Source organism: Leptotrichia sp. oral taxon 498 (assembly GCF_002240055.1).
Classification (GTDB): Bacteria; Fusobacteriota; Fusobacteriia; order Fusobacteriales; family Leptotrichiaceae; genus Leptotrichia; species Leptotrichia rugosa.
This window is the reverse complement of record NZ_CP016753.1, coordinates 1,164,141-1,188,049: the sequence shown is the minus strand read 5'-3', so window position 1 is coordinate 1,188,049 and position 23,909 is coordinate 1,164,141. Positions and strand designations below refer to the sequence as shown.

Sequence of the window (23,909 nt, the reverse complement as noted above, 5' to 3'; positions counted from 1 at the left end):
TGTTATTTAATTATTTATTTTAAAACAATTCCTTCAAAGTCATCTATTGGAGTTGTTGTTATAATCATTACATAATCTCCAGTTTCTATCGTATCATTTCCACCAGGAAAAATTAAATTGTCATTTCTAAAAATACCTGCAATTATTACACTTGTCTTTAATTTTAAATCTTTTAGTGGAATTCCAACTATATGGCTTTCTTTTTTTATTTCAAAAATAATAAGTTCTACTCTATTTTCACACAATCTGTGAAGCGTTTTCATTTTTGAGCCTCTTGTATTTATTCTAGCTCTGACTACTCTTATTATGATGTCAGCGATAACTTTTTTAGGAATTACAGTTGATTTTACCCCGTAATCTTCAATAATTGGAAGAAGTAATGTCCTGTCTATTTTTGTAACTATTTTTGAAGCTGTGAGTGATCTTGCAAACATTGATAAAACCATATTTTCTTCATCACTGTCACTAAGCATAACAATGGAATCAAAATTTTTAATTCCTTCATCTATTAAAAATTCGTGATCTGTCTCATCTCCATAAATTGCGCAAACATTTGGAAATGTTTGACTTAGATGTTCTAATTTTTGCATATCGCTGTCAATGACTTTCACTTGTTTTTTTTCTCTTAAAAGAATGTCTATCAAATAATGAGAAATTGTTCCTCCACCAATGATCATCGAAGAATTTACATATCGGCTGTATCCCATTTTTTTGTAAAATTTTCTAACGGCTTCTGTCGGTCCCATAACATAAATTACGTCATTTTTCAAAATTTGAAAATCTCCAGATGGAATAAACACATCGTTTCCTCTTTCAACAATACAGATTATAACTTTTTCACTTTGATCTACATCCAAGTCTTTTAGGTGCATATCTTTTAGAAAACTGTTTTCTTCAATTTTTAGTGAAATCATATTCGCTCTTTGCCAAAAAAAACTTTCTGCACTTAAGGCATTTGGAAAGAATAATTTATTTGCTATGTTTTTAGCTGATTCCATTTCTGGATTCACTATTAGCGAAATACCTAAATCATCTCTGACAAAACTCAAATTTGAACCGTATTCAGGATTTCTTACCCTTGAAATCGTATATTTTGCTCCCATTTTTTTGGCAATAATACAAGCCATTATGTTTAATTCATCAGTTGGTGTTGTTGCGATGAAAATATCCGCTGTATCAGTTCCAGCTTCAAGCAGTGTTTCATATGAGGCTCCGTTTCCTATATATCCTGTTACATCATTTGTTTCAACTATTTTATTCAGTCTTTGCTCTTCCTTTTCAACTAATATGACATCGTTTCCCACTTCAGATAATTCACTGCAAAGAGATTCTCCTACAACACCAGCTCCAACTATAATTATTTTCATAATTTTCCCACTTTCTTTATATTTAAAAATTTATGAATTTTAAAAATATTATAACATATTTTCATTATAAAAAGGAATAAAATTTTTATCTGTATTTAAAAAAATAAAAGAATTTATTGTTTTAGATTTTTAGCTACTTCTTTTGCGTAATAAGTTATTATCGAACTTGCACCCGCTCTTTTCATCGCAAACATCTGTTCCATTACGACTTTTTCTTCATCTATCCAGCCATTTTGTGCTGCAGCTTTTGTCATCGAATATTCTCCAGAAACGCTGTATGCAACAGTTGGCACTTCAAAAGAGTCACTTACTTTTTTTAGCACATCGAGGTAAGCAAGTGCTGGTTTTACAATAACGATGTCCGCTCCCTGTTTTAAATCTTCATAGACTTCACTAGTTATATCTTTATTTCTTCTAAAATCCATCTGATATGATTTTCTGTCACCAAATTGCGGTGCTGAATCAGCTGCATCTCTAAAAGGCCCATAAAATGCTGAAGAATATTTGACAGAATAAGCCATTATCGGTATATTTTCAAAATGATTTTGCTCCAAGACTTCTTTAATCTTTTCAATTCTTCCATCCATCATATCTGATGGCGCTACAATGTCCGCTCCAGCTTTTGCATAAGATAGTGCAATTTCCCCAATGACTTCTATCGTTTCATCATTTTTCACATATCCATCTTTATCCAAAATCCCGCAATGTCCATGACTTGTGTATTCGCAGCAACAAACATCACAAATTACTAAAAAATTGTCATAATTTTTTTTGATAAATCTTATTGCATTTTGAATGACACCGTTTTCGTTGTAAGCCTGTGTCGCACATTCGTCTTTATGTTTTGGGATTCCAAAGAGCAAAATGGAATTTATTCCCAATTTTACAAGCTCATCTAACTCTTCTGAAAGTCTATCTATCGAATATCTGAAAATTCCTGGCATTGACGGAATTTCACTTTTGATATTTTCCCCTTCTTCAATAAAAATTGGATAAATCAAATCAGATTTTTCCAAATATATATCTTTTACAAGATTTCTAATCATTTCGTTTTTTCTCAATTTTCTGTGTCTTTTAAACATCTTTTTTCTCCATTTTTTATTTTCTAAATTTTTTTAATTTTCAATTTTATTCAAAACTTTTTTAATTTCTTCTTTCATTGCTCGACTTCGCTTGCAGTTTTTTCCATTTGTAGAAATTGAAATCTGAAACTCATCATTTTTTACGATTCCTGTAAACATTGCATTCATCGTAGTTTTTGAAGAAACATTGTTCACTAAAATATTGTTTTTATCACAAATTACTGCAATTTTTTCGTTCAAATTCTCATCGTTAGTCGCAGCTATTACCAAAAAATAATTTTTTACAATTTTTTCAATTTCATTTTGATTATTTTCCAAAGTCTTTTTTTCAAACTTTATATTTTTAATTTCCAAAATTTCGCTTTTTTTTATTTCTTTTGACAAAACCGTAATATCCGTGCCATAATCAGCAATTTTTTTAATTTTTCTAGCAGCAACTTTTCCAGCGCCAATTACTAAAATCTTTTTGTTTTCTAAATTAATGCACATTGGAAAAAACATTTTATACCTTCTTTCTTTGCTTTATTTATTTTAATTTATTTTTTTCTTTAGTTTATTTTAAAAAATTTTTTTAATAAAAAATATATTGTTTATTTTACAACATCATAATTTTTTTGAATTAGTCTTTTTTTAATAAAAAACTTATTTTTCAAAGTTCTTTATTTCTCCGCCACCTATCAACTCATCTTTCAAATAAAACACGATATGTTGTCCTTGTGAATTTTCATGCGTCTTTTCGTTAAATTTAAAATATAATTTCCTGTTTTCAAAATATAGTTTTCCACTTAATCCTTTAGACGAAAATCTTGGTCTTGCAGTAAGTTCTCTGCAAAGAATTTTTTTTATTTCACAATGAAATTTGTAATTTATAACTTCAACTTTATCAATTAGGATTTCTTCAAAATCTCCGACGACAACTTCATTTGTAGAAGGTCTTATTTCCACAACAAAAAACGCTTTTCCCAAATTAAGTCCTAGTCCTCTTCGTTGTCCAACTGTGTAAAATTGGTAACCGATATGTTTTCCAATTATTTTTCCGTTTTTATCCACAAAATTTCCTTCTTTGATTTCATTTCCCAAAACTTTTTTTAAATAAGGAATATAACCGTTTGGTGCAAAACAAATCCCTTGGCTGTCAGGTTTATCGTGAGTGTGAATCCCATTTTGCCTTGCAATTTCACGAACTTGTGATTTTTCATATTCTGAGAGTGGAAACAAAAATCTTTTTACAACATCTTTGTTGAGTCGATAAAGCATATATGACTGATCTTTTCTATTGTTTTTATCCCACAAAAGCAGTCCGTTCAAACTTTTTTTAGAATAATGTCCAGTTGAAATATATTTTATTCCCATTTTATCGGCAAATTCCACAATTTTTTTTATTTTTACCTTTTCATCGCAAATTATGCACGGCGACGGAGTTTTACCAGCATTATACATTTTTATAAAATAGTCCATCACTTCACTTTGAAATTCTTTTGTAACATTAATCACATAGTGGGAAATTCCAAGTTTATAGCAAGTGTATCTCGCATCGTTAATATCGTCCAGTGAACAACAAGTTTTTCCTGGATTTTCTGAAAGTTCATCAGGTAAATGTTTTAAAGTTACGCCAATTACTTCATATCCTTGCTGCTTTAATAAAAATGCCGCAACAGAGCTGTCGATTCCACCACTCATTCCGACTACAACTTTTTCTTTTTTCATTTTTGCCTTTCTTAAAAAGTTTTATTTTTTTATTTATATTCATTATATTTTATCACAATATAAAAAAATTTCATAATTTTTTATAAAATAATATAAAAATACTTGTAATGTAAGAAACTAAGAAAAATTGCTTTTTTTAATCAAAAAAATGAAAAAATAAAATTTTTGTGATATAATTTTATTATAGAAAAAATATAAAAAAGAAAGAAGGTTTTAAATTATGAAAAAATTTATTTTAATGTTAGTATTTATTTTTGGAACATTTGCTTTTTCTGAAATGACAACTAGTGAAGTAGAAAGTTTTTTCTTGCCAAAGGTGCAGATTTATGTTTCAAATCAAAAAGACTTGTTTTGTACCGAAGTGCCGGGAACAGATGAAATAGACTGCAGAGAATTTAACTATTTTGTGAATGTAGTTCCTGTTGGAAATAAATATAGAGTTTCATATACACCGCTTGATGATGTAAAATCCTATGATAAAGAAAAATATCCTATATTAAGATACAGAACTGAAAAAAAATATTATGTAAAAAGCAGAAAGAAACAGGATACACCAGTTACAGATTCTTACGGAATTACAATTGATTATGTAATTAGTCCGGGAGCGGAAACAAAAAAAGGTAAAAGATATGAAAGAAGTGACTTTCAAATGCTTTCAGAAAATGAATTAGACGCTTTGTTAAAATCTAAAAAGTCTAAAAGACTTAGCCCTGAAACAGAAAAAAATACAAGAGTATTTTTAGATTGGCTGTTTCATAACAACAATTAATTTTTTTTAACAGAAAAAATAATATAAATTTGTAAGAAAAATTTAATAATTCTTGATAAATTAATAAAAATTATTTGTTGACAATGGTAAAATATAGATTATACTATATAATGTGTAATGCAATAAAATAAAGTTAAGGTGAAAAAAATGAAAGTAATGATTTTAAAAAATAGTGAAGAAATAGGGAATTGGACTGCTTATAAAATAGCAAAAAGAATTTTAAAATTTAGTCCTACAAAAGAAAAACCTTTTGTGCTAGGACTTCCAACTGGAGCAACTCCCCTTAAAACCTATAGGAAGTTAATAGAATTAAATGAGAAAAAAATAATTTCATTTCAAAATGTGGTAACTTTTAATATGGATGAATATGTTGGATTAAATGCAAATCATAAAAATAGCTATCATTATTTTATGAATGAAAATTTTTTCAAATATATTGATATAAAAAAAGAAAATATTAATATTTTGGATGGAATGACGCAAGATGTGGAAAAAGAATGTTATGAATACGAAGAAAAAATAAAAAAAGTCGGAGGAATTAATTTATTTTTGGGTGGAGTTGGCGAAGATGGTCATATAGCCTTTAATGAGCCAGGTTCTTCACTTTCTTCCAGAACTAGAAAAAAGGATTTAACATATGATACGATTTTAGCAAATTCTAGATTTTTTGAAAATGATATGAAAAAAGTTCCGACCGCTGCACTTACAATTGGAGTTGGCACATTAACTGATTCTGATGAAATTATAATACTTGCAGATGGCTATAAAAAATCGAGAGCAGTTTATCACGGAATAGAAGGTGGAGTAAATCATCTTTGGACAATCTCGGCATTGCAGCTACATAAAAATTCTGTATTAGTTATTGATGAGGAAGCGGCTTCTGATATAAAAGTAAAAACTTATAGATATTTTAAAGAAATCGGAAAAGAAAGTTCCAATTTGAAAAGATGTGAAGATGAAATAATAAAATTGTCAAAAAAATAGTTAAAAATAAAAAATATTTCTCCCAGAGAGAGTATCCAGAATTTTGTGTAAATATATACAAATTCAGTAATATAAGGATTCTCTAGTTTATTTACACAAAAAAGTTTACACTTTCGGACACTCTCCCAACAAATTTACTCCACCTCAAGAATCGCCATATACGTCCAATCCTCGAATCATCATTAATATAAAAACTCTTCTTAACGCTGCAATCATCCTCTTTTTTTGCCATCATATAATCAATTCTAGATGTTTTCAAGCTTCCTATTTTCAGAATTTTTCTTATTTTCCAAATCTCTACCTTGAAAATAGCTGTCATTCCAATCTTTCCTAATTTTCGCATAATATTCCGTCGTTGACAAAAGATTAAAATCTCCGCACAAAAACTTTACATCACCTTCCTGTGCCATTTCCTGTACAACATCCCGAAATTTACTTCTTTTTGTATTTCTATCGACTTCCTGAAGTCCGATAAAATCTGGATTATACTTTTTTAAGCTCCGAGCAAGTTCCCTTCCATTGGTAAGTCTTGCCCCAAAAATACTGTATGTTATAATTCTAAATTCTATTTTTGTTTCCTATCTTTTTTATTTTATCTGTATAAAAAATTAATTTTTCCTTGATTAAAACCATTTCAATTCATCTTTAGTCAAATATTCATAACTTCTATTTTTATCTTTTCCATCTCCATTTGGAAGTACTTCAAATGTATTATAATCTGCATCTTCTAGAATTTCACCTTTAAAATAAATGTTTTTATCATCTTTTATAAACCATTTATTCATAACTTCTACTTTATCTTTATTAATTCCTTTTACTTCATAAATAGAATAGTATGTATCAAAACAATTTATCATTTTATTTTCAATATAATACACATTATTTTTATCTTTTCCATACAATGTAGCATTTATTATTCCATTTGGCAAAAATTCAAATGTTTTAGGATCTTTAATTCCTCTACCTATTGATTCATTCCCGCTATAAACATTATTTTTATCTTTCGCAAAATCTTCATTTAAAACTTTAAAACTCATAATATCAGCATTTTCTATTTTTTTATTCAAATAATAAATTTTATTATCATTTTTCCAATAATTTTTACCTATTTTCTCAAAATTTTTAATTTTTACATCTTTGATTTTTTCACCCATATAATAAACATTCTTATCATCTTTTAAAAGAGAAAATCCTATCAACTCAGCAGTTTTCGGATTTGCTCCTTCCAAAATTTCATTTCTATAATAAACTTTTCCGTTGTCTATCGAATAATAATCTCCTAAAATTTGAGCAGCATCTCCAAATCCCACATTTGCCAAAACTAGAAATAACAATACTTTTAAGATATTTTTCTTCACATATTCTCCTTTCGATTCAAACTCAATTTTATAAATTTCTTTTCAAACAAAAATTACAATAAAAATATTTCACTCCCAAACATCATCTTTCATATCCGCTTTCCTCGTCCCAGAAACAAACCTATTTCCTTCCACAAAAAATCGCAACTTTTTCTCAGTCCAAACACCTTTATTCGGAACTCCGATTCTCGCAGAAGTACCTATTTTCTTAGGAATTTTAGCATTTTCAAAATCAAGATACAAATATTTCTCATTTATTTTAGAAATGTCATATTTAATTCCAAAATTTTTATTCTCTAATTTTTCAAAAAAATTTTCAATTTCAAACATATTTTTCTCAATAATCTGAATTTCCATCTTATAAAATCTATCATCAATCCCAAATGCCTTTGTAAATTTTCCCGGACCATTACTCACTAAAATTCCACTTTTCCCACGATTTTCTTCCATTCTTTCAATATTCAAAATTGGCTCTATCGCTCGGATTAACACACTTTGTGGATTCCCTTTCTCACAAGTCACAATATTTAACATTTTATGAGAGTGTATCGAGTGAATATAGACAGTTCCAGCCTTTTCAAATAACGCTTCTACTTTTGGAGTCCGCTTTTTCCCGTAACCGTGAGCCGCTCTGTCAAATTCCCCCAAATACGCCTCCGTTTCAACAATATATCCAGCAAATATCTCATTTTCATTTTTTGAAATCAAAATTTTTCCGAGTAATTCCTTTGCTACCGTAATAGTGTCTTTCTTATAAAATTTTTCTATTTCTTCAAAAGTCATTTTTTCTCTTCCTTTTTCTATATTTCCATACTATTTCCCATTAGATATGAATTCTATTTAACAAGAGAGCAAGACTCTTTTCAAGAAAATAAATAAAATATTTTCCTATTTTTCAAATGGTATTTAGTATAAAATTTTTGTATTTTCAAATTTTTAATCAACATATTTTTTCAACTGGCTTTTATGAATAAAACCTCGATATTCCTTTATTTTTGAGAGTTTATTACTCTCATCAGGATATTCAACATCAAAAATATAATACCAGTCGCCAGATTTTGTAATATATTTTACAATAGCTCCATTATCCATTTTTGAAATAATTTTTGAGCTTGTTGTCGGTTTTTCACGCAAATTCGCATATCCATCCTTTGAACTCACTTTATATTTTTTCAAATCAAAAGGTTCATTAGGATCTGCAAACTCTTCTTCAAAATCCTTTGATTTTTTTGTTTTAACTTCAGTAATTTTCGATTTCGCACCATCAACTCTCTTTAATTCTGTAGCATAAGCGTAAACAGTCGTAAAATCACATTCTGTATAAGGCAAAACCTTTTTTATCTTAACTGTCGCTGGAACTTCAAATTTCCCTTTACTAATTTTTTGCATTTTTTTGTATTCTTCTGGAAAATTTTTCTTCAATGTTTCAGTAATAATTTTTTCTTCCTTAGCTGCTTCCTTTTCATAATCCACATTCACATCTGGATTATTATAGTCAAAATCTCTAAGCCTCAAAACTAAGGGTTTCCCATTCACAATATCCTTATTTTCAGGATAAAATAGCATTTCACCATATCCTGTTGCAAAACAAGGAACATCTGGATCACTTTTGTCCCAATCCATCTTAAAAATCCCTCTTAAATTTAAAATTACACCGTTATCAGTCAATAAAATTTCTTGAGCATTCGTATTTTTTCCAAAACTAATTACAGAAATTAATAGTAAAAACACAAAAAATAAATAATTTTTAAATTTCATCTTTCCCACCTCTTTTTTATTTAAGAAAATCTAAAAATTTAGTATCCAGAACCTTCGTTCTCAGCCCCAGTCACAATCGCAATTCCAGAACTTGTTCCTAATCTTTCAGCACCCAGTTCAATATATTTTTTCGCAGTTTCAAAGTCTCTCACTCCACCACTTGCCTTAACTTTTGCCTTATTTCCAACTGCTTTTTTCATAAGTTCCACATCATCAAATGTAGCCCCTCCAGTTCCAAAACCTGTCGAAGTTTTCACAAAATCAGAATTCGCATTAACAGCCAATTCACAAGCCTTCACTTTTTCCTTATCAGTCAAATAGCAAGTTTCAATAATCACTTTCAAAACATTTTTTCCAATTGCTTCTTTAATTCTTCTAATTTCGTTTTCCACCAATTCATAGTCCTTATCTTTTAATGCTCCAATATTAATAACCATGTCAATTTCTGAAGCACCATCTTCAATCGCCTTTTTCGCTTCAAACACCTTCACATCTGTTGCCATCGCTCCCAAAGGAAACCCAACTACCGCTGCGACTTTCACATCGCTGTCTTTAACTTGACTAAAAGCATATTCAACATTCGCCCCATTTACACAAACTGAATAAAATCCATACTTTTTAGCCTCTTCACATAATTTTTTTACATCTTCTCTCGTAGTACTCGCCTTCAAAATTGTATGATCGATAAATTTGTTTATTTCCATCATTACCATTCCTTTCTCTTTTATTATTTATTGTTTTTATTCTACTATAAGTATACCTACTTTTTTTCTTTTAGCAACACTATTTTATATAACAAAAAATACTGAAAAATATTATTTTTAATCAATATTGTTCTTTACAATTATTCAATTTTTACGGTTAGCTTATTTTACTAAAAATTCTATCAAATTTACATGCTTTATCCCATTTCTTGACATATCAAATTCATCCATCGACAGCACATATTTTGGATAATTGTCTTTAATATTTTCTAAAACTGAAAATTCTCTTTCTTTTGTATCTTCTGAAGCTAATAAATAACTTACTTGAATATATATCGTTTCATCATTTTTTTTACAGACAAAATCTACTTCAAAATTATCTACCTTTCCAATTTTTATATTATATCCTCTTCTTAGCATTTCAAAATACACAATATTTTCCAACACTTGATTTATATTTTTCTGATTATTTTCCATTATAGCTTCTCTTATTCCATGATCAGCTATATAATATTTTTCATTCACATTCAGTATCTTTTTTCCTAATAAATCATTTCTAGCAACTCTATAAATTAAAAATGCCTCTTCACATGCCTTTATATAGTTCAGTATTGTTTCTGTTGCCACTTTTCTATTCTCACTTTTAAAAAATTTAGAAATTGATGTCGCTGAAAATGTATTTCCAATATTCATAACAATATAATTTATTATTCTTTCTAGCAAATCTGTATCTCTAATATTATTTCTCTGGGTAATATCCTTTAATATAATGGAAGCATACAAATCCTGTAAATATTGCATACTTGCTTCAAAATTATAATCCAAATTATGAAGAAACGGCATTCCTCCAAATTTTACATATTTTTGAAATGCTTCTTTGACTTTTATTTCTTGATTTTTCTCCTGTATAATTTCAAAAAACTCTTTAAATGAAAACGGATACACAACAAACTCAATATACCTCCCAGCCAGATATGTCGAAAGTTCCCCTGAAAGCAGCTTAGCATTTGAACCTGTGATATAAATATCAAAATTAAAGTCTTCATCCACCCTCAAAGAGTTCACACATCTTTCCCATTCTTCCACTTCTTGAATCTCATCTAAAAAAATATAGTAGCTCTTATATTTATCATCAACTTTATTTAAAATAAAATCATACAATCTCTCATAATTTTTTAGATTTCTATATTTCAAATTTTCAAAATTAATATAAATAAACTGATTTTCATTTATTCCTCTATTTTTCAATTCTTCCATTAAAAGTTTCAACATAACCGATTTTCCACTTCTCCTTATTCCTGTCAAAACCTTTATCACATCTTTATCAATAAAAGGTACTATTTGTTTTATATACTCATCTCTTTTTAACATCTTATCACCTCTTTTCAATTATAACTTATAAAAAATTAAAAATCAATATTTTCATCAGCTATATTTAACAAAAATATCTTTTTTTATAATTTTATCAGTTATAACTTAGTAAATAAATATAAAAATTTAAAAAGATTAGCTTTCACTTTATGCAAAAACTAATCCTTATTTAACTCATTAAAATTCATAATGTGTCCACATACTGATAATATTTATTCTTTTTTCTTCTTCAATAACTTCATATACAAGTCGATGTTGCTTATTAATCCTTCTTGAATAATATCCCCTCAAATCTTTCGTTAAGATCTCGTAAGATGGTGGCGTTTGAAAAGGATTTTTCTTTATAAGATTTATCAATTTATCTACATTATTTTTTAATGCTGGAAATTGTTTTATTTTCTCCTTGTCTTTATTAGCTTTCTTTAAAATATAAATCTTATATTCTTCTACCATTCAAAACCTCATAATCATCACTAGTAGCATTCTTTGCAGTTTCAATCTTTTCTTTCATATTTGGATCTGACAGCAAGTATAAAGTTTCTAGTAAACCGTTATATTCAGCTTCACTAATAATAATTGCATTTCCTTTTTTTGTATTCACATTAATAACATCATTATAGTCAATCGCTGATTCTAAATAAGAAAATAAATTTTTTCTCAAATTAGTTGCATTTGTATTTGTCACAAAAATCACTCCTTTCACCTATGTACATAATACAGTACATAAATAAAAAAGTCAAGATTTTTTTCATATCTTTATTTTTATTTTTTAGTTTGTTTATACAGAAATGCTTGTACTCTCAATTTTTAAAAAATTTTTTATCAGTTATAACTTAATAAATAAATATGAAAATTAAAAAAGATTAGCTTTCACATTATGCAAAAACTAATCCTTAACAATTTTTATTATTTTATTATTTTATCAATTATTTATTATATATTTTTTATTTCAATTAAAACAAACTACATTTTATTTTTTAAATATTCCCGCATTATTTAAAACTTTATCTTTTACTTCATTTGTAGCATCTATTTTTTGATATAATGTAGGAACCCAATTCACTTTTGATAAACTTTCATTAAATTTATCAATTTTTTGTCCATTGAAAATATTGTTAATAGTTGTAAGTTCTTTTCCACCAAAGACTTTTACAAAATCTTTATAATCTTTGCCTTTTACTTCTGCAACATTGTTTTCAGCATATATTTTTGAATTTTTTCCAACTCCTAAAGAATAAGAATAACTGTATTCACTATTTTTATTGTCTGATTGATAATAATTATTATATACATGAACTTTTCCAAATCTCACTCTTGGTGCTCTTTGAACTAAATTATGAAAATAATTATGATGCAAAGTTACATTTAATTTCCCTTCATCTGTCATTTTTGAATCACTATTTCCTATCAAAATCGCTTTATTATGATTTTCAAAAATATTATATGACAAAATTATATAATCTGATTGATTTGATATGTCAATTAAACCATCCCTATGCTCATATTTACGATTAAAATATTTTTCAATAGTTTCAGGTCCATCTTGAAAATGGCAATGATCTATCCAAATATGAGTACCGCCCTTTATTGAAATACTGTCATATTCGGAATTCCAGTTACCTTCTTTTCCATCTTTTGGATCCCATGATGGAAAATAATCATAAGGGGACTCGAACATTATATTTCTTATAATTATATTATTAGAATCTAGGACTAAATCTACACCTTTTAATTTTGCATTTTCAATCCCAATTATACTTGTATTGGCAGGAACATGGACTGTAATACTTTTACTTTGATTTTTTTGAGATTGTTCTCTTTTTGCTTCCTGATCTTCTTTCAAACTTTTAGATGCTGAACTTTTAGAAGCATGAGTTTCCAAATATTTTTGAAAATCATACCCTTTAGCCATATAATCTTCCATCTTTAAACTCTTACCATTATCATCTGTATCAAAATCTATTGTCCCATATATCATCAAAATCTTAGGTTCCGTATTTTTTCTGTTTCCAAGTGCTGCAACAAATTCTTTCTTATTTGTAACTTTGAATATATTTTTCTGAACAGCTTGAGTTCCACCCGTAGTTCCTTTACCTTCTGAAGCAAATCCATCATTTTTAGCTAATACTTCTCGTATAAAATCAGTTTTTTCAGCCGAACACAAGATTAAAGAAATCATTAAACTAATTACTAAAACTATTTTTTTCATTTTTTGTCTCCTTTACATTTTACTAAAGTATCCTCTCTTTGCATTTACATTAAATCATTATAATCAATTGCTTATTCTAAACAAGAAAATAAAGTTTTTCTTAAATTAGTTACATTTGTATTTGTCATAAAAATTACTCTTTCCATATATGTACATAATATAATACATAAATAAAAAGGTCAATATTTTTTCATATTTCAATTTTTAGCAACTATCTTTTAGCAATTGCCGTAAAAGTAAATTTATCAGGATGATAAGTTATTGTTTCATATTGGAAAAGATTTCCGTTAGATAAATAAGCATAAGTTTCAATAACTACAACTCTGTCAATATTTTCCAGATTTATATACCGTCTTTCTTCATCTGTTGCACTTCTGAACTTTATTTCCCGCCTTGAATAGGATATTTTTAAATTTAGTTCATTTTCCAGATATTCATAGATAGATTTACTGGCTATTTCATCATTTAAATAAGTGACGATTTTTCTATCAAAATAAGAAATGGCATACTGCACAACTTCACCATCCAAAGAATAAGTACGAACAACCTTATAAAAATCAGCCGTTTTAGAGACATTAAATTTTTCCATTAGTTCCTCGGCACCTTGTACTATGTATAGACTAACTAAATTTGCCTTGACATCTATATTTTTTATCTTATTCAATTCTTGAAACGTCTGTATCGAAGTAAGCGAAATATTTTTCAAATCTCCTTTTTCCAGCACAATCGACTTTTTTCCCTTTATTTTTTGAATATATCCCTCAGACTCCAATAATGCAAGTGCCTTTCTAACAGTAAGTACCGAACAGGAATAATCTATCGCCAAATCAGCCTCACTTTTTAAGTAGTCTTTTGACTTTAATTTTCCATCTTTTATTTGTTTTTTTATATTTTCATAAACTTCCTTATATTTACTCATTTCGCAATACCTTTCCATAGTAATTAATATATTATACTTTAATTTATTTAAAATAACAACCAGAATATATCTTTTTTATTTTCCAAAACATCTATATATATGTATTGACTTTTTAAAAAGATATGTTATAATAAGTTTGCAAGAAAAATTAACTACTCAAAGGAGATGATTTAAAATGGCTGTTAAAAACAAAGTCGTTATTGTTACAGGAGCTTCTTCAGGAATTGGAAAAGCTACTGCAAAATTACTAGGAGAAAGTGGCGCAAAAGTCGTACTTGCTGCAAAAAATGAAGACAAATTACAGCAAGCTGTTGCTGAAATAAAGGAAAAAGGAGGAGAAGCAGCTTACAAAGTGACAGATGTGTCAAAAAGAGAGGAAGTAAAAGCATTGGTTGATTTTGCAATTTCTGAATACGGAAAAATAGATGTTATTTTCAATAATGCGGGATTAATGCCAAACGCACCATTGTCAGAACTAAAAAATAGTGAATGGGATGAAATGATAGATGTGAACTTAAAAGGTGTCTTAAATGGTATTGAAGCTGTACTTCCACATTTTATCAAGCAAAAATCTGGACATGTTATTAGCACATCTTCTGTTGCTGGACTAAACACATATCTTGGAGCAGGAGTATACTGTGCCACAAAACACGGTGTAAAAGCACTAATGGAAGTACTAAGAAAAGAAAGTGCCAATGAAAAAATGAATGTCCGTACAACAACTTTATATTTAGGAGCATTCAGAACTGAACTTGCAACACGTATCACAAATAAAGCAATTAAGGAAAGAATTGAATTTCTTTACGACACAATTGGAGCAGATCCTATAATAGTTGCCGAAGCTGTAAAATTTGCGATTGATTTGCCAGAAGAAGTTAGCATGAACGAAATCACGCTTTACCCAACAGCACAATTATAAACTTATTTAAACTTTTTCTTAAAAGAATACTTTGATTGATAAAGTTATTTGTTTTGATTTAATTTAAAATATTTCTTGAAAATATGTTATTAGTTTAAATGTACATTTTTTTAAATAGACTATTCTTGATTTAAACTAAATATTATTCTTTGGACTGCACCTCTAATCTTGTTTATGTCCAAAATTTTAGGTGCAGCTTATTTTTTCAACCTTTATTTAATCTTACAATAAGATTTTCATTATAGATTTTTTCAATAAGTAAATACAAATCTTAATATTGTGGGAATTTTTTTTTGTTTTATACTACATTTATATTTTACAAAACTTTCTTTTTCAAATACTTCCACAATACAACCATCAAAGCCACCATTATCACAAAAATTATTCCAAGTGCAAAAAATCCTGTATCTTGAAGCGGCAACTTCACATTCATTCCGTAAAATCCAAAAATCATATTTGGAACTGTAATTAGTATTGTCGCCGCTGCCAAAACTTTCATTGTGATATTCATATTATTGCCAATATATGATGAATATGTTTCTCGTGTTGTTTTACAGATTTCACAGTATGAAGACGATAAATCAAGTGTAAAGTTTATCTCCTGCAAAATTCTTGTCATATATTCTTCATATTGAGAAAATTGCTCATCCTCTTTCAAATTTTCAACAACATAATTCAAGTTTCTCATAGCAATATTGTAAACATAAAAACCTTGCTCCACTTCTGATAATGAAATCAATTTTTCATTGCTTTGCTGCTCCCTCAAAACTGTTTCAATCTTGTCATGTTCTCCAATCAAAATTCGCACATATTTATAAAGACTTTGAGAAATTTTATGAAGCATATTTAGAAAAAAACGATTTTCCTCAAGAATATCATCTCTCAATTCAGCATACTCTTCAACAAAATTATAAAAATCTTCAAAATAGTCATCATCTAAAATAACAACCTTATTCTCCCTCATACAAATTACAATTGGATTAATTTCGTAAGATGTAACCTCTTTATCTATCACAGGTTTCTTCACAGTCGGATAATACAATTTATAAATTTCCCAGTCTGATTTTGAGATCCTCGGAGTAAAAATTTCTTCATCAATTACATTTTTTATCTTTTCCTCATCCATCTCCAATCTTTCAGACACAATTCTATAATCTTCATCTTTCAAATTATATACGTAAGAAATTGTTTTCCCACTTTTTGTATCTATTCTTTTTATCATAGCAACCTTCCTTGATTATTCCTAAAATTTTTTACTTTAATCAATAAATTATATCAAAAAACAGAGGCTATTTCAATTTTCAAAATATTTTTTAATATCCAAATGACTTTTTTATCCTATAAACTTTCAAGCCAGTTCACAAATTCTAAAAATACCTCTATTTCTGTTATTTGTTGCAAATATCTCAAGTCAATATATTTCCCAGATTTTTTATGACAAAAGAATTCAATATCCCAAAATTCTGTTTCAATAAATCCTAATTTTGGATCATATTTAAAATATGAAAATTTATCAAGGTTTTCTCTGAAGTATTTTAATTTTGCATAACATAGCTGATATTTTCTAAAAATAACTTCTAATATCGTATTCTTCAAGATAAAATTATGCGAAAAATAGACTCTTTCTGGAACATTATTTTTAGTCGTCATCCATTGCCTTTTATCATTTAATTTTAATTTATATTTGTTTATATAATTTATTTTATCTTCTGACAACTCATTTTTTAATTTTTCTTCCAAAATCATTAATTTTTTATCATCCAATTTTTACTTCTCCTTTTTATATTTTTCTAACCTCGATTATTCCTAAAATTTTTACTTTATGAATAAATTATATCAAAAAACAGAGGCTATTTCAATTTTCAAAATATTTTTTTAAACTAAATTTCATACAAAATTTTAAATTATACTAAAAAAATCACAATCAAATCAATAATCGTGATTTTTTTTATCTTTAAATATTTTTAATAAAAAGATTATCCCTTATTGTTCTCTTCTTCACCTTCTTTTCCTTTTCTAACGACATCATCTTTTTTAATACTATCCAGCACTTTTCCGCCCAAAAATCCTGCAAGCAGCGATTTTATATCAATGCCTGCTCCATCAGAAATTCCATCATTGATTTTTCCGATACTTTGAGTGATGTCAGAAATCAATTTGCTTGTATTTCCGTCTCCGTACATTGTTATTTTATCAATATTGTTTAATGGCGCTGCCACATTTTTTGCAACTTCAGGAAGTGCTTTAAAGTACATTTCTGCAACTGCTGCTTCTCCGTATTTTTTCATTGCTTCCGCTTTTTTATCAAGTCCTTCTGCTTCTGCTAATAATGTTTCTTTTTTACCTCTAGCTTCTGCAAGCAACATTTTTTCTTTTGCACCAGCTTCAGCGTTACCTCTAGCTTCTATTCCTTCAGCCTCTGCTAACATTTTAATTTTTACTGCATTTGCTTCTGCTTCCGCCTGAATTTTCTTTGCCTCTGCCTCTGCCAAAGCCTGTAATTTTATTCCTTCAGCTTGTCTTTGCCGTTTATAAAGTTCAGCATCTGCTTGTCTTTGTTCTTCAACTAATCTTGCTTCAGCGTCTTTTGTCATATTGTACAATTTTGCATCGGCTTTTATTTGCTGATCAATTTTAATTTCACTTTCAAGTTTTGCTTTATTTGCACGAATTGCTTGATCTTGCTGAGTGAAATTTGCATCTCCTATAACTTCTTCATACTCTTTACGGTTTTTTTCTTTTTGAATATCGTAAGTTATATCTGCAAGAGCTTGTTTTGTATCACTTTCTATTTTCAAATCCGCTTGTTTAATTTTCAGTGCATTTTGCTTTTCCGCAATTTCTTCCCGAGTTTTTATTTCAATATCCTGCGCTTCTTTATAAGCCTGTGCTTTCGCAATCGCAACTTCCTTTTCTGAATTGGCTTTTGCAATACTTGCATCTTTTGAAATTTTAGTTGTATTTTCAATTCCTAAGTTATCAATAACTCCCTTTTCATCAGTAAACGACTGTACATTAAACGATTTTAGCTCAAGTCCCATCTTTCTCAAATCGTCAATTACATTTTCTTCAACTTTCTGATTAAAAACTTTTCGATTTTGAACCATATCCTTTAAATTCATCTGTCCGATAATTTCTCTTAAATTACCTTCCAGAACATCTTTTATCGCATTACTCATATACTCATGATTTTTATTCAAAAAATTTTTACTTGCAATAAGCATTATCTCCTGTGCCGTTCCCACCTGCAATTTTACAATTGCATCAGCTTTTATATTAATAAAATCATTGGTAGGCACAAACTGCTTTGTATCCACATCGACAGAAAATACTGCCAAATCAAGATAATCGACTCTCTCAAAAGCTCTCACATAAAATGCAAGTCTTCCGCTAACCATTCTTTTTCTAAATCCTGAAATAAACGCCATTTTATCATTCGGCACTCTCACATAAGCAAACAATGATAAAACAAGTCCAAGAACAATTAGAATAATAAGTCCATAAAATATAATCACTCTCATCTTTTTTACTCCCTTTCAAAATTTTTTTCACTATTAGTTTACCACATAATTTTATTTAAGCAAGATTAAATATAAATTTCCTATTGTTTTTTTTTATTTTTTAGGATATAATATAGCAAATTATGTGAAAAATATATTTTAATAAATGGAGTTGATTTTTATGAAAAAAATTATCTTATCGGCATTTCTTTTATTTGGAGTTTTAGGATTTTCTAGATATGTTGAAAGATGTTCTGTTACATCAAGAAACACTTGTGTAAGTGCTGATACTGGAAAAACATTTCATTTTAAAGGTGATCCCTTTGGAACATTATTTTATGATGGATATTGGACAGTTGAATTTACTGGGTCAGGTTACCATAACTTAGAATTAACCGATGTGTATTTAGCCGACTAAAAAGGAAAGTTATTCAGAATATAGTTTCTATTTCTGAATAGCTTTTTTATTTTACAGTTTCTCAAATTAATTTACAAATCCTAAAAATATCCCTATTTCCACTATTTAATAAATTTTCTTAAATCAATATATTTTTTTAATTTCCTATGACTATAATATTAATCGTTTTTCAAGAAAATAAATGCAGTAATAATCATAATTATGCTATAACCATAAATCAAATATTTAAATAATCCAAAATTATATAAGTTTATCAAAATAATAGTTGCAGCTACAATCAAAAATGTCAACACAATTAACTGTAAAAACTGTTTTATGGCTTCAATTTCTAAATTTTTTCCAAAAGTGACTGGTCTTAGTACCTTATTTATAAGCAGAGTGAAACTATTTAAAATTATTATTGCATAAAACAGCACTTCGTTTTGAACTTTTTGTGATAAAAGTATTGATGATACAAGTGCCAACATCATTCCAAAATATATTTTTCCAATCAAAAAAACAGGAGTTGTAGGCATATCCGCCACCATAAAAATTCCAACTAGCAATATCTCTCCTATTGGAATTTTAGATATTTCAGGGACAAAAAATGATAAAATTATTGACGACAAAAAAAAGCTCAAAGGAGTGGACGGGGATATTCTTTTTTTTATAACTAAATAAATTCCCCCGAAAATTAATGTCATTCCAGAAAAAGTTCCGATTGAGTTTGACCGACTTAAAATCAAACCGTCCAAAAATCTTGTGAATGATGAATCCAAAAAATTTCCGAATAATTTTAAATTTAAAATTTGGAAATTTGCATTTGAAAATTTAAATTTTAAAAATACTTTCTCAAAAAATATTAATACAAAAAATTTTCCAACAACTGCAGGATTGTACAAGTTTTTTCCAAGTCCGCCGTATAACATTTTTCCAAAAATGACAGCACACGCTCCGCCAAAAATTGCAAAATAATATGGCACAAAAACTGGAAGTGTCAAAGAAAATATTATTCCTGTGACTACCGCCGAAAAATCTTTTATCGAATTTTTTTCTTTTTTTAAAAAAACTGCTGTGATGATTTTTTCTGTCAAAACTGTTGAAACAACTGAAATCAAGATTAATAAAAGCGATTTTATTCCGCATAAAAAAATTGAAACTAAAATAGCTGGAAGTAATGCCAAAATAACATCTATCATTATTTTTTCCACAGTATCACTAGCGTAAATAAACGGAGAAAAAAATCTTTTTTTAGATTTTATGTCTGATGCGATTTTTAACATTTTTTTTGCTTTTTCCAACAGTTCTTTTTCTTCTTTTTCCTTTTTCAAAATTTCTTTTTCTTTGCCTTTTTTCTTATTTTTTTTTCTTAAATTATCTTTTTCTTCTTTTTTTTTATCTTCGTTAGACTTAGGATTTTTCTCAGTTTCATCTTCAAATAAGAGAGTTTCTCCCCTATCTTTTTTAGAGCGTATTCCTAAAATTTCTTCCATCAGAGATTTTTCATCCATAAATTAACTTTCCACCTCCAAATTGATAAGTTCCACCAAAATTTCTTTTCCATTTTTAATACTCTCAATCAAAGGCACTCTAGATGGACAAACATATTCACAAGCACTGCACTCAATACAATTAAAAATATTTGCATTTAACATTTTAACATACCTTACCTTTTCATAATATTTTGAAAAGTCAAAAGGAATTAAGTTCATCGGACAAACTTCAACACATTTTCCACACGAAATACAATTTTTTGACTCAATTTTTTCTTCATTTAAAAATATAACTCCAGAGGTTCCTTTAATAATTGGCGTACTGGGTTCTTTCACTTTATTTCCCATCATCGGTCCGCCAAAAATAATTTTATCTGTTTTTGTGATATTCAAAGAATCAACTATGTGAACCAGTGGCGTTCCAATTCTAATTTTATAATTTCCAGCATTTGGAACTTCTTCTCCTGAAATTGTGACAATTCTCTCAATTAAAGGTTTTCCATTAAAAAAAGCGTCATAAATTGCCTTAATTGTTCCAACATTACTCACAATGACTCCTCTTTCAATAGTCAATTTCCCTTTTTGAATTTTTTTCCCAGTAATTTTATCAATTAATAAAATTTCACTTCCTTGTGGATAATCAGCTGACAAAATTTTAATTTGCAAATCTATGTTCACTTCTCTTGCCATTCTCTCAAAAACACTGACTAACTCCTTATTTTTTTCTGAGATTGCGATAACCATATGTCTTGGTCTTAAAACTTTCTCAGCCACTTTAATTCCACGGCAAATCTCTTTTGCATAATTTTTCATAAGCAAATAGTCCGCTGTCAAATATGGCTCACTTTCCATTCCATTAATAATAAATGTATCAATTTTTTCAAGTTTTATATCATATTTAGATGCCGTAGGAAATCCTGCCCCACCAAGCCCTACAATTCCAGCCTCTTCAATAATTTTTAAAATTTCTTCACTTCCTGCCATCTGAAGCTCTCTCATATTTCTTTTTACAAGTTTTACTCGCTCTTCCTTAAAATTATTTTCAATAATTATCGTTCTAACTTTGCTTCCATCAGGCAAAAAATTTTTCATAATTCTAATAACTTTCCCTGAAACAGGCGAATGAACATTTGCCGAAATACTTCCATAACCTTGTGCTATTTTCTCATATTTTCTAACTTCTTGACCAACTCTCACAATCTCAAAAGCTCTCTCTCCCTTATGTTGCAAAAGCGGAACAAAAAATATCTCACTTTCTGAAATTTTTTTCAAACTCATATTTTTAGTGACAATTTTCATATCTTCAATTTGATTATCTTTAATTTTACCTTTTTTAAAAAAATTTTTTTCTTTAAACTCCATTTTTTCTATTTTATCCTTTTATCTTTTTATTCTCTTAATTTTTTTATCTTATTAATTTTTCTATTTTTTTATTAAATTTACATAAATTTTTAGAATTACACTTTGCTTTTGTTTATTATATCATAACTATTTATTATATTATATATTTTTTTAATATTTTATTATGAAAAGTTATTAAAAATGAAAATCTTTTATATAATTGTTTCTATAAAAAAATAAAACTCAGATAATTTACTTTAATCTGAGCTTTTTTATTATTTATTTTGTAGTGGTTGTACTGGCTGTATTTCTACATATCCCTCCAACTGTTTAAATTTATTTGTTTTTACAAACTTTTCTTGCATTTTTTTATAATCTTCATCTGTCAATTTTTTAGCGTTTTCTCCATCTGAATACGAGCTTTTCATAAATATTGCCACTTCAACAATCCCAAAAGTCTCTTTATCAGCATCATAATTATCTTTCAATGCCTTTTTAGAAACTTTAGCATCTTCAATGTCATTTATATAATCGTCCACAAGCTGAATTTTATCTCCAGTTTCAAGATATTTATCAGCTTTTTTTCTAAAATTTTCCAAAATTTTTGCATATTCTTGGCTATTTAGTTCTTTTGAATTACTCTTTATATTTTTCAATTCAACTGAAGTTTTTTCTATATTTTTAAATTTTCTATTTTTTATTCTTGCATTTCCAATATAACTTACGCCCATTACTAATAAAATTGTCATAATCAATTTTTTATTTCTTTTCATTATTATTTCTCCTTTTTTCCTTTTTATAATTTTAAACTATAACTCTCAGTTTTTATATTAAATAATCTTTAAATTTTCTTTATAATAATTTTTACTTTTTTGTTGCACTTAATTATACAATAAAGTTTTTTTTAATTACATAAAAATTTCAAAAAAAGTGTTGACATTTTAGTTTTTATTTGATATAATAAGCAAGTAATAAATAATGTGATGGTCGCATAGCTCAGTTGGGAGAGCACCTGCCTTACAAGCAGGGGGTCATTGGTTCGAGCCCAATTGTGACCACCATTTTTTTTGGAGGTGTAGCTCAGCTGGTTAGAGTGCTTGCCTGTCACGCAAGATGTCGCGAGTTCGAGTCTCGTCACTTCCGCCATTTAGCCCAGATAGCTCAGTCGGTAGAGCAAGGGACTGAAAATCCCTGTGTCCGTGGTTCGATTCCGCGTCTGGGCACCATGTTTAATTAGTAAGAACATACAAGTAGATATGATACCTTTTAGGGGGTATTTTTTTTATACTTAATTTTTCAAACTTACTTAAATTTTTATTTACAAAAATTCTTCCTAATTTTATATTTTATTTATTCTAAATCAATTCCAATAAATTGGATATATTCTAAAAAATAGCCACAATTTTGAACTTAGCTTACAATAAAACCGAATCCAAAAATTATGACTACTTCAATTAAAAAAATATTCGAGGCAATATTTTCCATAGCCTGATAATTATAGAAAATTTAAGTATATTTCCCACTTTCCTCTGCAACTTCCATCTGCATCGAAATATCCTCTTCTTCATAATTAAAGACTCTTTCAATCCTGTCCTTCAAAATTTTCAAATATTTTTCCTTGTATTCTTCATTTCGCTGCATTTTATTAATTTCACATTCCCAAATCGTAATAACACTAATATCCATCTCAAAAAGATTCTCACGAACCTCAATATCCCTCTCTACATTTCTCCTAAACTTCTTTTCCCAATATTCAGCATGTGTCTTAGGAAAAGTTGCAATTTTACAATTTTCATGCCTATGCCAGAAGCATCCATTTACAAATATCGCAGTATTATATTTCAAAATAAAAATATTAGGTGTTCCTGGAAGCTGTGAATAGTTTACTCTGTATCTATATCCCATCTTATAAAGCAATTTCCGAATATAAATTTCAGGTTTAGTATTTTTAGATTTTATTCTTGCCATGTTCTGGTTTCTTGTGAGAGTTTTTTTCTTTTTCATTTTTTTATTCCTAATGATCTTTTATTA

General features: G+C 28.1%; 25 protein-coding genes and 3 tRNA genes. 7 read left to right on the top strand and 21 right to left on the bottom strand.

Annotated elements, in window-relative coordinates; translation table 11 throughout:
* Positions 1 to 14: 14 nt before the first annotated feature.
* The 4 genes from trkA to mnmA form a co-directional block, all read right to left on the bottom strand.
* A complete protein-coding gene (gene trkA / locus BCB68_RS05955) occupies positions 15 to 1,367 on the bottom strand; it encodes a Trk system potassium transporter TrkA (RefSeq protein WP_094079940.1) in 1,353 nt (450 codons plus the stop codon).
* Between the two features lie 113 nt (positions 1,368 to 1,480).
* Complete coding sequence (hemB, locus tag BCB68_RS05950; protein ID WP_094079939.1) at positions 1,481 to 2,449, bottom strand: porphobilinogen synthase; 969 nt, start codon at positions 2,447 to 2,449, stop codon at positions 1,481 to 1,483.
* 33 nt (positions 2,450 to 2,482) lie between these two features.
* Positions 2,483 to 2,950, bottom strand: coding sequence for a precorrin-2 dehydrogenase/sirohydrochlorin ferrochelatase family protein (locus tag BCB68_RS05945; protein WP_094079938.1), 468 nt, complete (start codon positions 2,948 to 2,950; stop codon positions 2,483 to 2,485).
* Between the two features lie 141 nt (positions 2,951 to 3,091).
* Positions 3,092 to 4,156, bottom strand: a complete 1,065-nt coding sequence (gene mnmA, locus BCB68_RS05940) for a tRNA 2-thiouridine(34) synthase MnmA (RefSeq protein ID WP_094079937.1) — start codon at positions 4,154 to 4,156, stop codon at positions 3,092 to 3,094.
* 220 nt (positions 4,157 to 4,376) lie between these two features.
* On the opposite strand from mnmA, the gene BCB68_RS05935 reads away from it, so the two are divergent.
* Together BCB68_RS05935 and nagB are read left to right on the top strand one after the other, a co-directional pair.
* The gene (locus BCB68_RS05935; RefSeq protein WP_094079936.1) at positions 4,377 to 4,925 is read left to right on the top strand and encodes a hypothetical protein; all 549 of its coding nucleotides are present in this window, start codon (positions 4,377 to 4,379) and stop codon (positions 4,923 to 4,925) included.
* 147 nt (positions 4,926 to 5,072) lie between these two features.
* A complete protein-coding gene (gene nagB / locus BCB68_RS05930) occupies positions 5,073 to 5,909 on the top strand; it encodes a glucosamine-6-phosphate deaminase (RefSeq protein WP_094079935.1) in 837 nt (278 codons plus the stop codon).
* Positions 5,910 to 6,154: 245 nt separating this feature from the next.
* Here the strand turns inward: nagB and BCB68_RS10885 are convergent, their stop codons facing one another.
* From BCB68_RS10885 to BCB68_RS05875, 10 genes are all read right to left on the bottom strand, one after another.
* A complete protein-coding gene (locus tag BCB68_RS10885; protein WP_237048569.1) occupies positions 6,155 to 6,319 on the bottom strand; it encodes a hypothetical protein in 165 nt (54 codons plus the stop codon).
* Positions 6,320 to 6,532: 213 nt separating this feature from the next.
* Positions 6,533 to 7,267 carry a DKNYY domain-containing protein gene (locus BCB68_RS05920; protein ID WP_094079934.1) on the bottom strand — a complete coding sequence of 245 codons (735 nt, stop codon included), beginning with the start codon at positions 7,265 to 7,267 and terminating at the stop codon, positions 6,533 to 6,535.
* A gap of 69 nt (positions 7,268 to 7,336) precedes the next feature.
* Positions 7,337 to 8,050, bottom strand: a complete 714-nt coding sequence (locus BCB68_RS05915; protein WP_094079933.1) for a DNA-3-methyladenine glycosylase — start codon at positions 8,048 to 8,050, stop codon at positions 7,337 to 7,339.
* 153 nt (positions 8,051 to 8,203) lie between these two features.
* Positions 8,204 to 9,025, bottom strand: a complete 822-nt coding sequence (locus tag BCB68_RS05910; protein ID WP_094079932.1) for an SH3 domain-containing protein — start codon at positions 9,023 to 9,025, stop codon at positions 8,204 to 8,206.
* 38 nt (positions 9,026 to 9,063) lie between these two features.
* Entirely contained in the window at positions 9,064 to 9,729 is a 666-nt protein-coding gene (deoC, locus tag BCB68_RS05905) for a deoxyribose-phosphate aldolase (protein WP_094080786.1), read from the bottom strand.
* A gap of 162 nt (positions 9,730 to 9,891) precedes the next feature.
* Positions 9,892 to 11,100 carry an ATP-binding protein gene (locus tag BCB68_RS05900; RefSeq protein ID WP_094079931.1) on the bottom strand — a complete coding sequence of 403 codons (1,209 nt, stop codon included), beginning with the start codon at positions 11,098 to 11,100 and terminating at the stop codon, positions 9,892 to 9,894.
* Positions 11,101 to 11,277: 177 nt separating this feature from the next.
* Positions 11,278 to 11,553, bottom strand: a complete 276-nt coding sequence (locus BCB68_RS05895; protein WP_094079930.1) for a Txe/YoeB family addiction module toxin — start codon at positions 11,551 to 11,553, stop codon at positions 11,278 to 11,280.
* A complete protein-coding gene (locus BCB68_RS05890; RefSeq protein WP_094079929.1) occupies positions 11,537 to 11,785 on the bottom strand; it encodes a type II toxin-antitoxin system Phd/YefM family antitoxin in 249 nt (82 codons plus the stop codon). Before BCB68_RS05890 ends, BCB68_RS05895 begins: the two co-directional genes overlap by 17 nt.
* 285 nt (positions 11,786 to 12,070) lie before the next feature.
* Positions 12,071 to 13,309, bottom strand: a complete 1,239-nt coding sequence (locus tag BCB68_RS05885) for a pectate lyase family protein (protein ID WP_094079928.1) — start codon at positions 13,307 to 13,309, stop codon at positions 12,071 to 12,073.
* 211 nt (positions 13,310 to 13,520) lie between these two features.
* Positions 13,521 to 14,228, bottom strand: coding sequence for a GntR family transcriptional regulator (locus tag BCB68_RS05875; RefSeq protein WP_094079927.1), 708 nt, complete (start codon positions 14,226 to 14,228; stop codon positions 13,521 to 13,523).
* Positions 14,229 to 14,403: 175 nt separating this feature from the next.
* On the opposite strand from BCB68_RS05875, the gene BCB68_RS05870 reads away from it, so the two are divergent.
* On the top strand, positions 14,404 to 15,147 hold the full coding sequence (locus tag BCB68_RS05870; protein WP_060918378.1) for an SDR family oxidoreductase: 744 nt from the start codon (positions 14,404 to 14,406) through the stop codon (positions 15,145 to 15,147).
* Between the two features lie 316 nt (positions 15,148 to 15,463).
* Here BCB68_RS05870 and BCB68_RS05865 read toward each other — a convergent pair whose 3' ends face one another.
* The 3 genes from BCB68_RS05865 to BCB68_RS05855 all read right to left on the bottom strand — a co-directional run bounded on the left by BCB68_RS05865 (position 15,464) and on the right by BCB68_RS05855 (position 18,668).
* Complete coding sequence (locus BCB68_RS05865) at positions 15,464 to 16,369, bottom strand: CorA family divalent cation transporter (protein WP_094079926.1); 906 nt, start codon at positions 16,367 to 16,369, stop codon at positions 15,464 to 15,466.
* A gap of 116 nt (positions 16,370 to 16,485) precedes the next feature.
* The gene (locus BCB68_RS05860) at positions 16,486 to 16,911 is read right to left on the bottom strand and encodes a hypothetical protein (protein WP_094079925.1); all 426 of its coding nucleotides are present in this window, start codon (positions 16,909 to 16,911) and stop codon (positions 16,486 to 16,488) included.
* 212 nt (positions 16,912 to 17,123) lie between these two features.
* On the bottom strand, positions 17,124 to 18,668 hold the full coding sequence (locus BCB68_RS05855) for a flotillin family protein (protein ID WP_094079924.1): 1,545 nt from the start codon (positions 18,666 to 18,668) through the stop codon (positions 17,124 to 17,126).
* 160 nt (positions 18,669 to 18,828) lie between these two features.
* Between BCB68_RS05855 and BCB68_RS05850 the strand changes: the two genes are divergently transcribed.
* Positions 18,829 to 19,065: a hypothetical protein gene (locus BCB68_RS05850; RefSeq protein ID WP_094079923.1), complete on the top strand. Its 237-nt coding sequence runs from the start codon at positions 18,829 to 18,831 to the stop codon at positions 19,063 to 19,065.
* 158 nt (positions 19,066 to 19,223) lie between these two features.
* On the opposite strand, the gene BCB68_RS05845 is transcribed toward BCB68_RS05850, so the two are convergent.
* From BCB68_RS05845 to BCB68_RS05835, 3 genes are all read right to left on the bottom strand, one after another.
* Positions 19,224 to 20,555 carry an RnfABCDGE type electron transport complex subunit D gene (locus tag BCB68_RS05845; protein WP_094079922.1) on the bottom strand — a complete coding sequence of 444 codons (1,332 nt, stop codon included), beginning with the start codon at positions 20,553 to 20,555 and terminating at the stop codon, positions 19,224 to 19,226.
* A gap of 3 nt (positions 20,556 to 20,558) precedes the next feature.
* The gene (rsxC, locus tag BCB68_RS05840) at positions 20,559 to 21,899 is read right to left on the bottom strand and encodes an electron transport complex subunit RsxC (protein WP_094079921.1); all 1,341 of its coding nucleotides are present in this window, start codon (positions 21,897 to 21,899) and stop codon (positions 20,559 to 20,561) included.
* A gap of 254 nt (positions 21,900 to 22,153) precedes the next feature.
* The gene (locus BCB68_RS05835; RefSeq protein WP_094079920.1) at positions 22,154 to 22,651 is read right to left on the bottom strand and encodes a hypothetical protein; all 498 of its coding nucleotides are present in this window, start codon (positions 22,649 to 22,651) and stop codon (positions 22,154 to 22,156) included.
* A 212-nt stretch (positions 22,652 to 22,863) separates the two neighbouring features.
* Between BCB68_RS05835 and BCB68_RS05830 the strand changes: the two genes are divergently transcribed.
* The 3 genes from BCB68_RS05830 (at position 22,864) to BCB68_RS05820 (ending at position 23,104) form a co-directional block, all read left to right on the top strand.
* Positions 22,864 to 22,939, top strand: a tRNA-Val gene (locus tag BCB68_RS05830).
* Between the two features lie 8 nt (positions 22,940 to 22,947).
* Positions 22,948 to 23,024 (top strand) — tRNA-Asp (locus BCB68_RS05825).
* A 4-nt stretch (positions 23,025 to 23,028) separates the two neighbouring features.
* Positions 23,029 to 23,104: transfer RNA gene (locus BCB68_RS05820), tRNA-Phe, on the top strand.
* Between the two features lie 280 nt (positions 23,105 to 23,384).
* Here BCB68_RS05820 and BCB68_RS05815 read toward each other — a convergent pair.
* The gene (locus BCB68_RS05815; protein WP_094079919.1) at positions 23,385 to 23,882 is read right to left on the bottom strand and encodes a very short patch repair endonuclease; all 498 of its coding nucleotides are present in this window, start codon (positions 23,880 to 23,882) and stop codon (positions 23,385 to 23,387) included.
* Between the last annotated feature and the right edge of the window lie 27 nt (positions 23,883 to 23,909).

Coding starts and splice junctions, on each gene's coding strand:
- trkA (WP_094079940.1), bottom strand. CDS start 1,367: ATGAAAATAATTATAGTTGGAGCTGGTGTTGTAGGAGAATCTCTTTGC.
- hemB (WP_094079939.1), bottom strand. CDS start 2,449: ATGTTTAAAAGACACAGAAAATTGAGAAAAAACGAAATGATTAGAAAT.
- BCB68_RS05945 (WP_094079938.1), bottom strand. CDS start 2,950: ATGTTTTTTCCAATGTGCATTAATTTAGAAAACAAAAAGATTTTAGTA.
- mnmA (WP_094079937.1), bottom strand. CDS start 4,156: ATGAAAAAAGAAAAAGTTGTAGTCGGAATGAGTGGTGGAATCGACAGC.
- BCB68_RS05935 (WP_094079936.1), top strand. CDS start 4,377: ATGAAAAAATTTATTTTAATGTTAGTATTTATTTTTGGAACATTTGCT.
- nagB (WP_094079935.1), top strand. CDS start 5,073: ATGAAAGTAATGATTTTAAAAAATAGTGAAGAAATAGGGAATTGGACT.
- BCB68_RS10885 (WP_237048569.1), bottom strand. CDS start 6,319: ATGGCACAGGAAGGTGATGTAAAGTTTTTGTGCGGAGATTTTAATCTT.
- BCB68_RS05915 (WP_094079933.1), bottom strand. CDS start 8,050: ATGACTTTTGAAGAAATAGAAAAATTTTATAAGAAAGACACTATTACG.
- BCB68_RS05910 (WP_094079932.1), bottom strand. CDS start 9,025: ATGAAATTTAAAAATTATTTATTTTTTGTGTTTTTACTATTAATTTCT.
- deoC (WP_094080786.1), bottom strand. CDS start 9,729: ATGGAAATAAACAAATTTATCGATCATACAATTTTGAAGGCGAGTACT.
- BCB68_RS05900 (WP_094079931.1), bottom strand. CDS start 11,100: ATGTTAAAAAGAGATGAGTATATAAAACAAATAGTACCTTTTATTGAT.
- BCB68_RS05895 (WP_094079930.1), bottom strand. CDS start 11,553: ATGGTAGAAGAATATAAGATTTATATTTTAAAGAAAGCTAATAAAGAC.
- BCB68_RS05885 (WP_094079928.1), bottom strand. CDS start 13,309: ATGAAAAAAATAGTTTTAGTAATTAGTTTAATGATTTCTTTAATCTTG.
- BCB68_RS05875 (WP_094079927.1), bottom strand. CDS start 14,228: ATGAGTAAATATAAGGAAGTTTATGAAAATATAAAAAAACAAATAAAA.
- BCB68_RS05870 (WP_060918378.1), top strand. CDS start 14,404: ATGGCTGTTAAAAACAAAGTCGTTATTGTTACAGGAGCTTCTTCAGGA.
- BCB68_RS05865 (WP_094079926.1), bottom strand. CDS start 16,369: ATGATAAAAAGAATAGATACAAAAAGTGGGAAAACAATTTCTTACGTA.
- BCB68_RS05855 (WP_094079924.1), bottom strand. CDS start 18,668: ATGAGAGTGATTATATTTTATGGACTTATTATTCTAATTGTTCTTGGA.
- BCB68_RS05850 (WP_094079923.1), top strand. CDS start 18,829: ATGAAAAAAATTATCTTATCGGCATTTCTTTTATTTGGAGTTTTAGGA.
- BCB68_RS05845 (WP_094079922.1), bottom strand. CDS start 20,555: ATGGATGAAAAATCTCTGATGGAAGAAATTTTAGGAATACGCTCTAAA.
- rsxC (WP_094079921.1), bottom strand. CDS start 21,899: ATGGAGTTTAAAGAAAAAAATTTTTTTAAAAAAGGTAAAATTAAAGAT.
- BCB68_RS05835 (WP_094079920.1), bottom strand. CDS start 22,651: ATGAAAAGAAATAAAAAATTGATTATGACAATTTTATTAGTAATGGGC.
- BCB68_RS05815 (WP_094079919.1), bottom strand. CDS start 23,882: ATGAAAAAGAAAAAAACTCTCACAAGAAACCAGAACATGGCAAGAATA.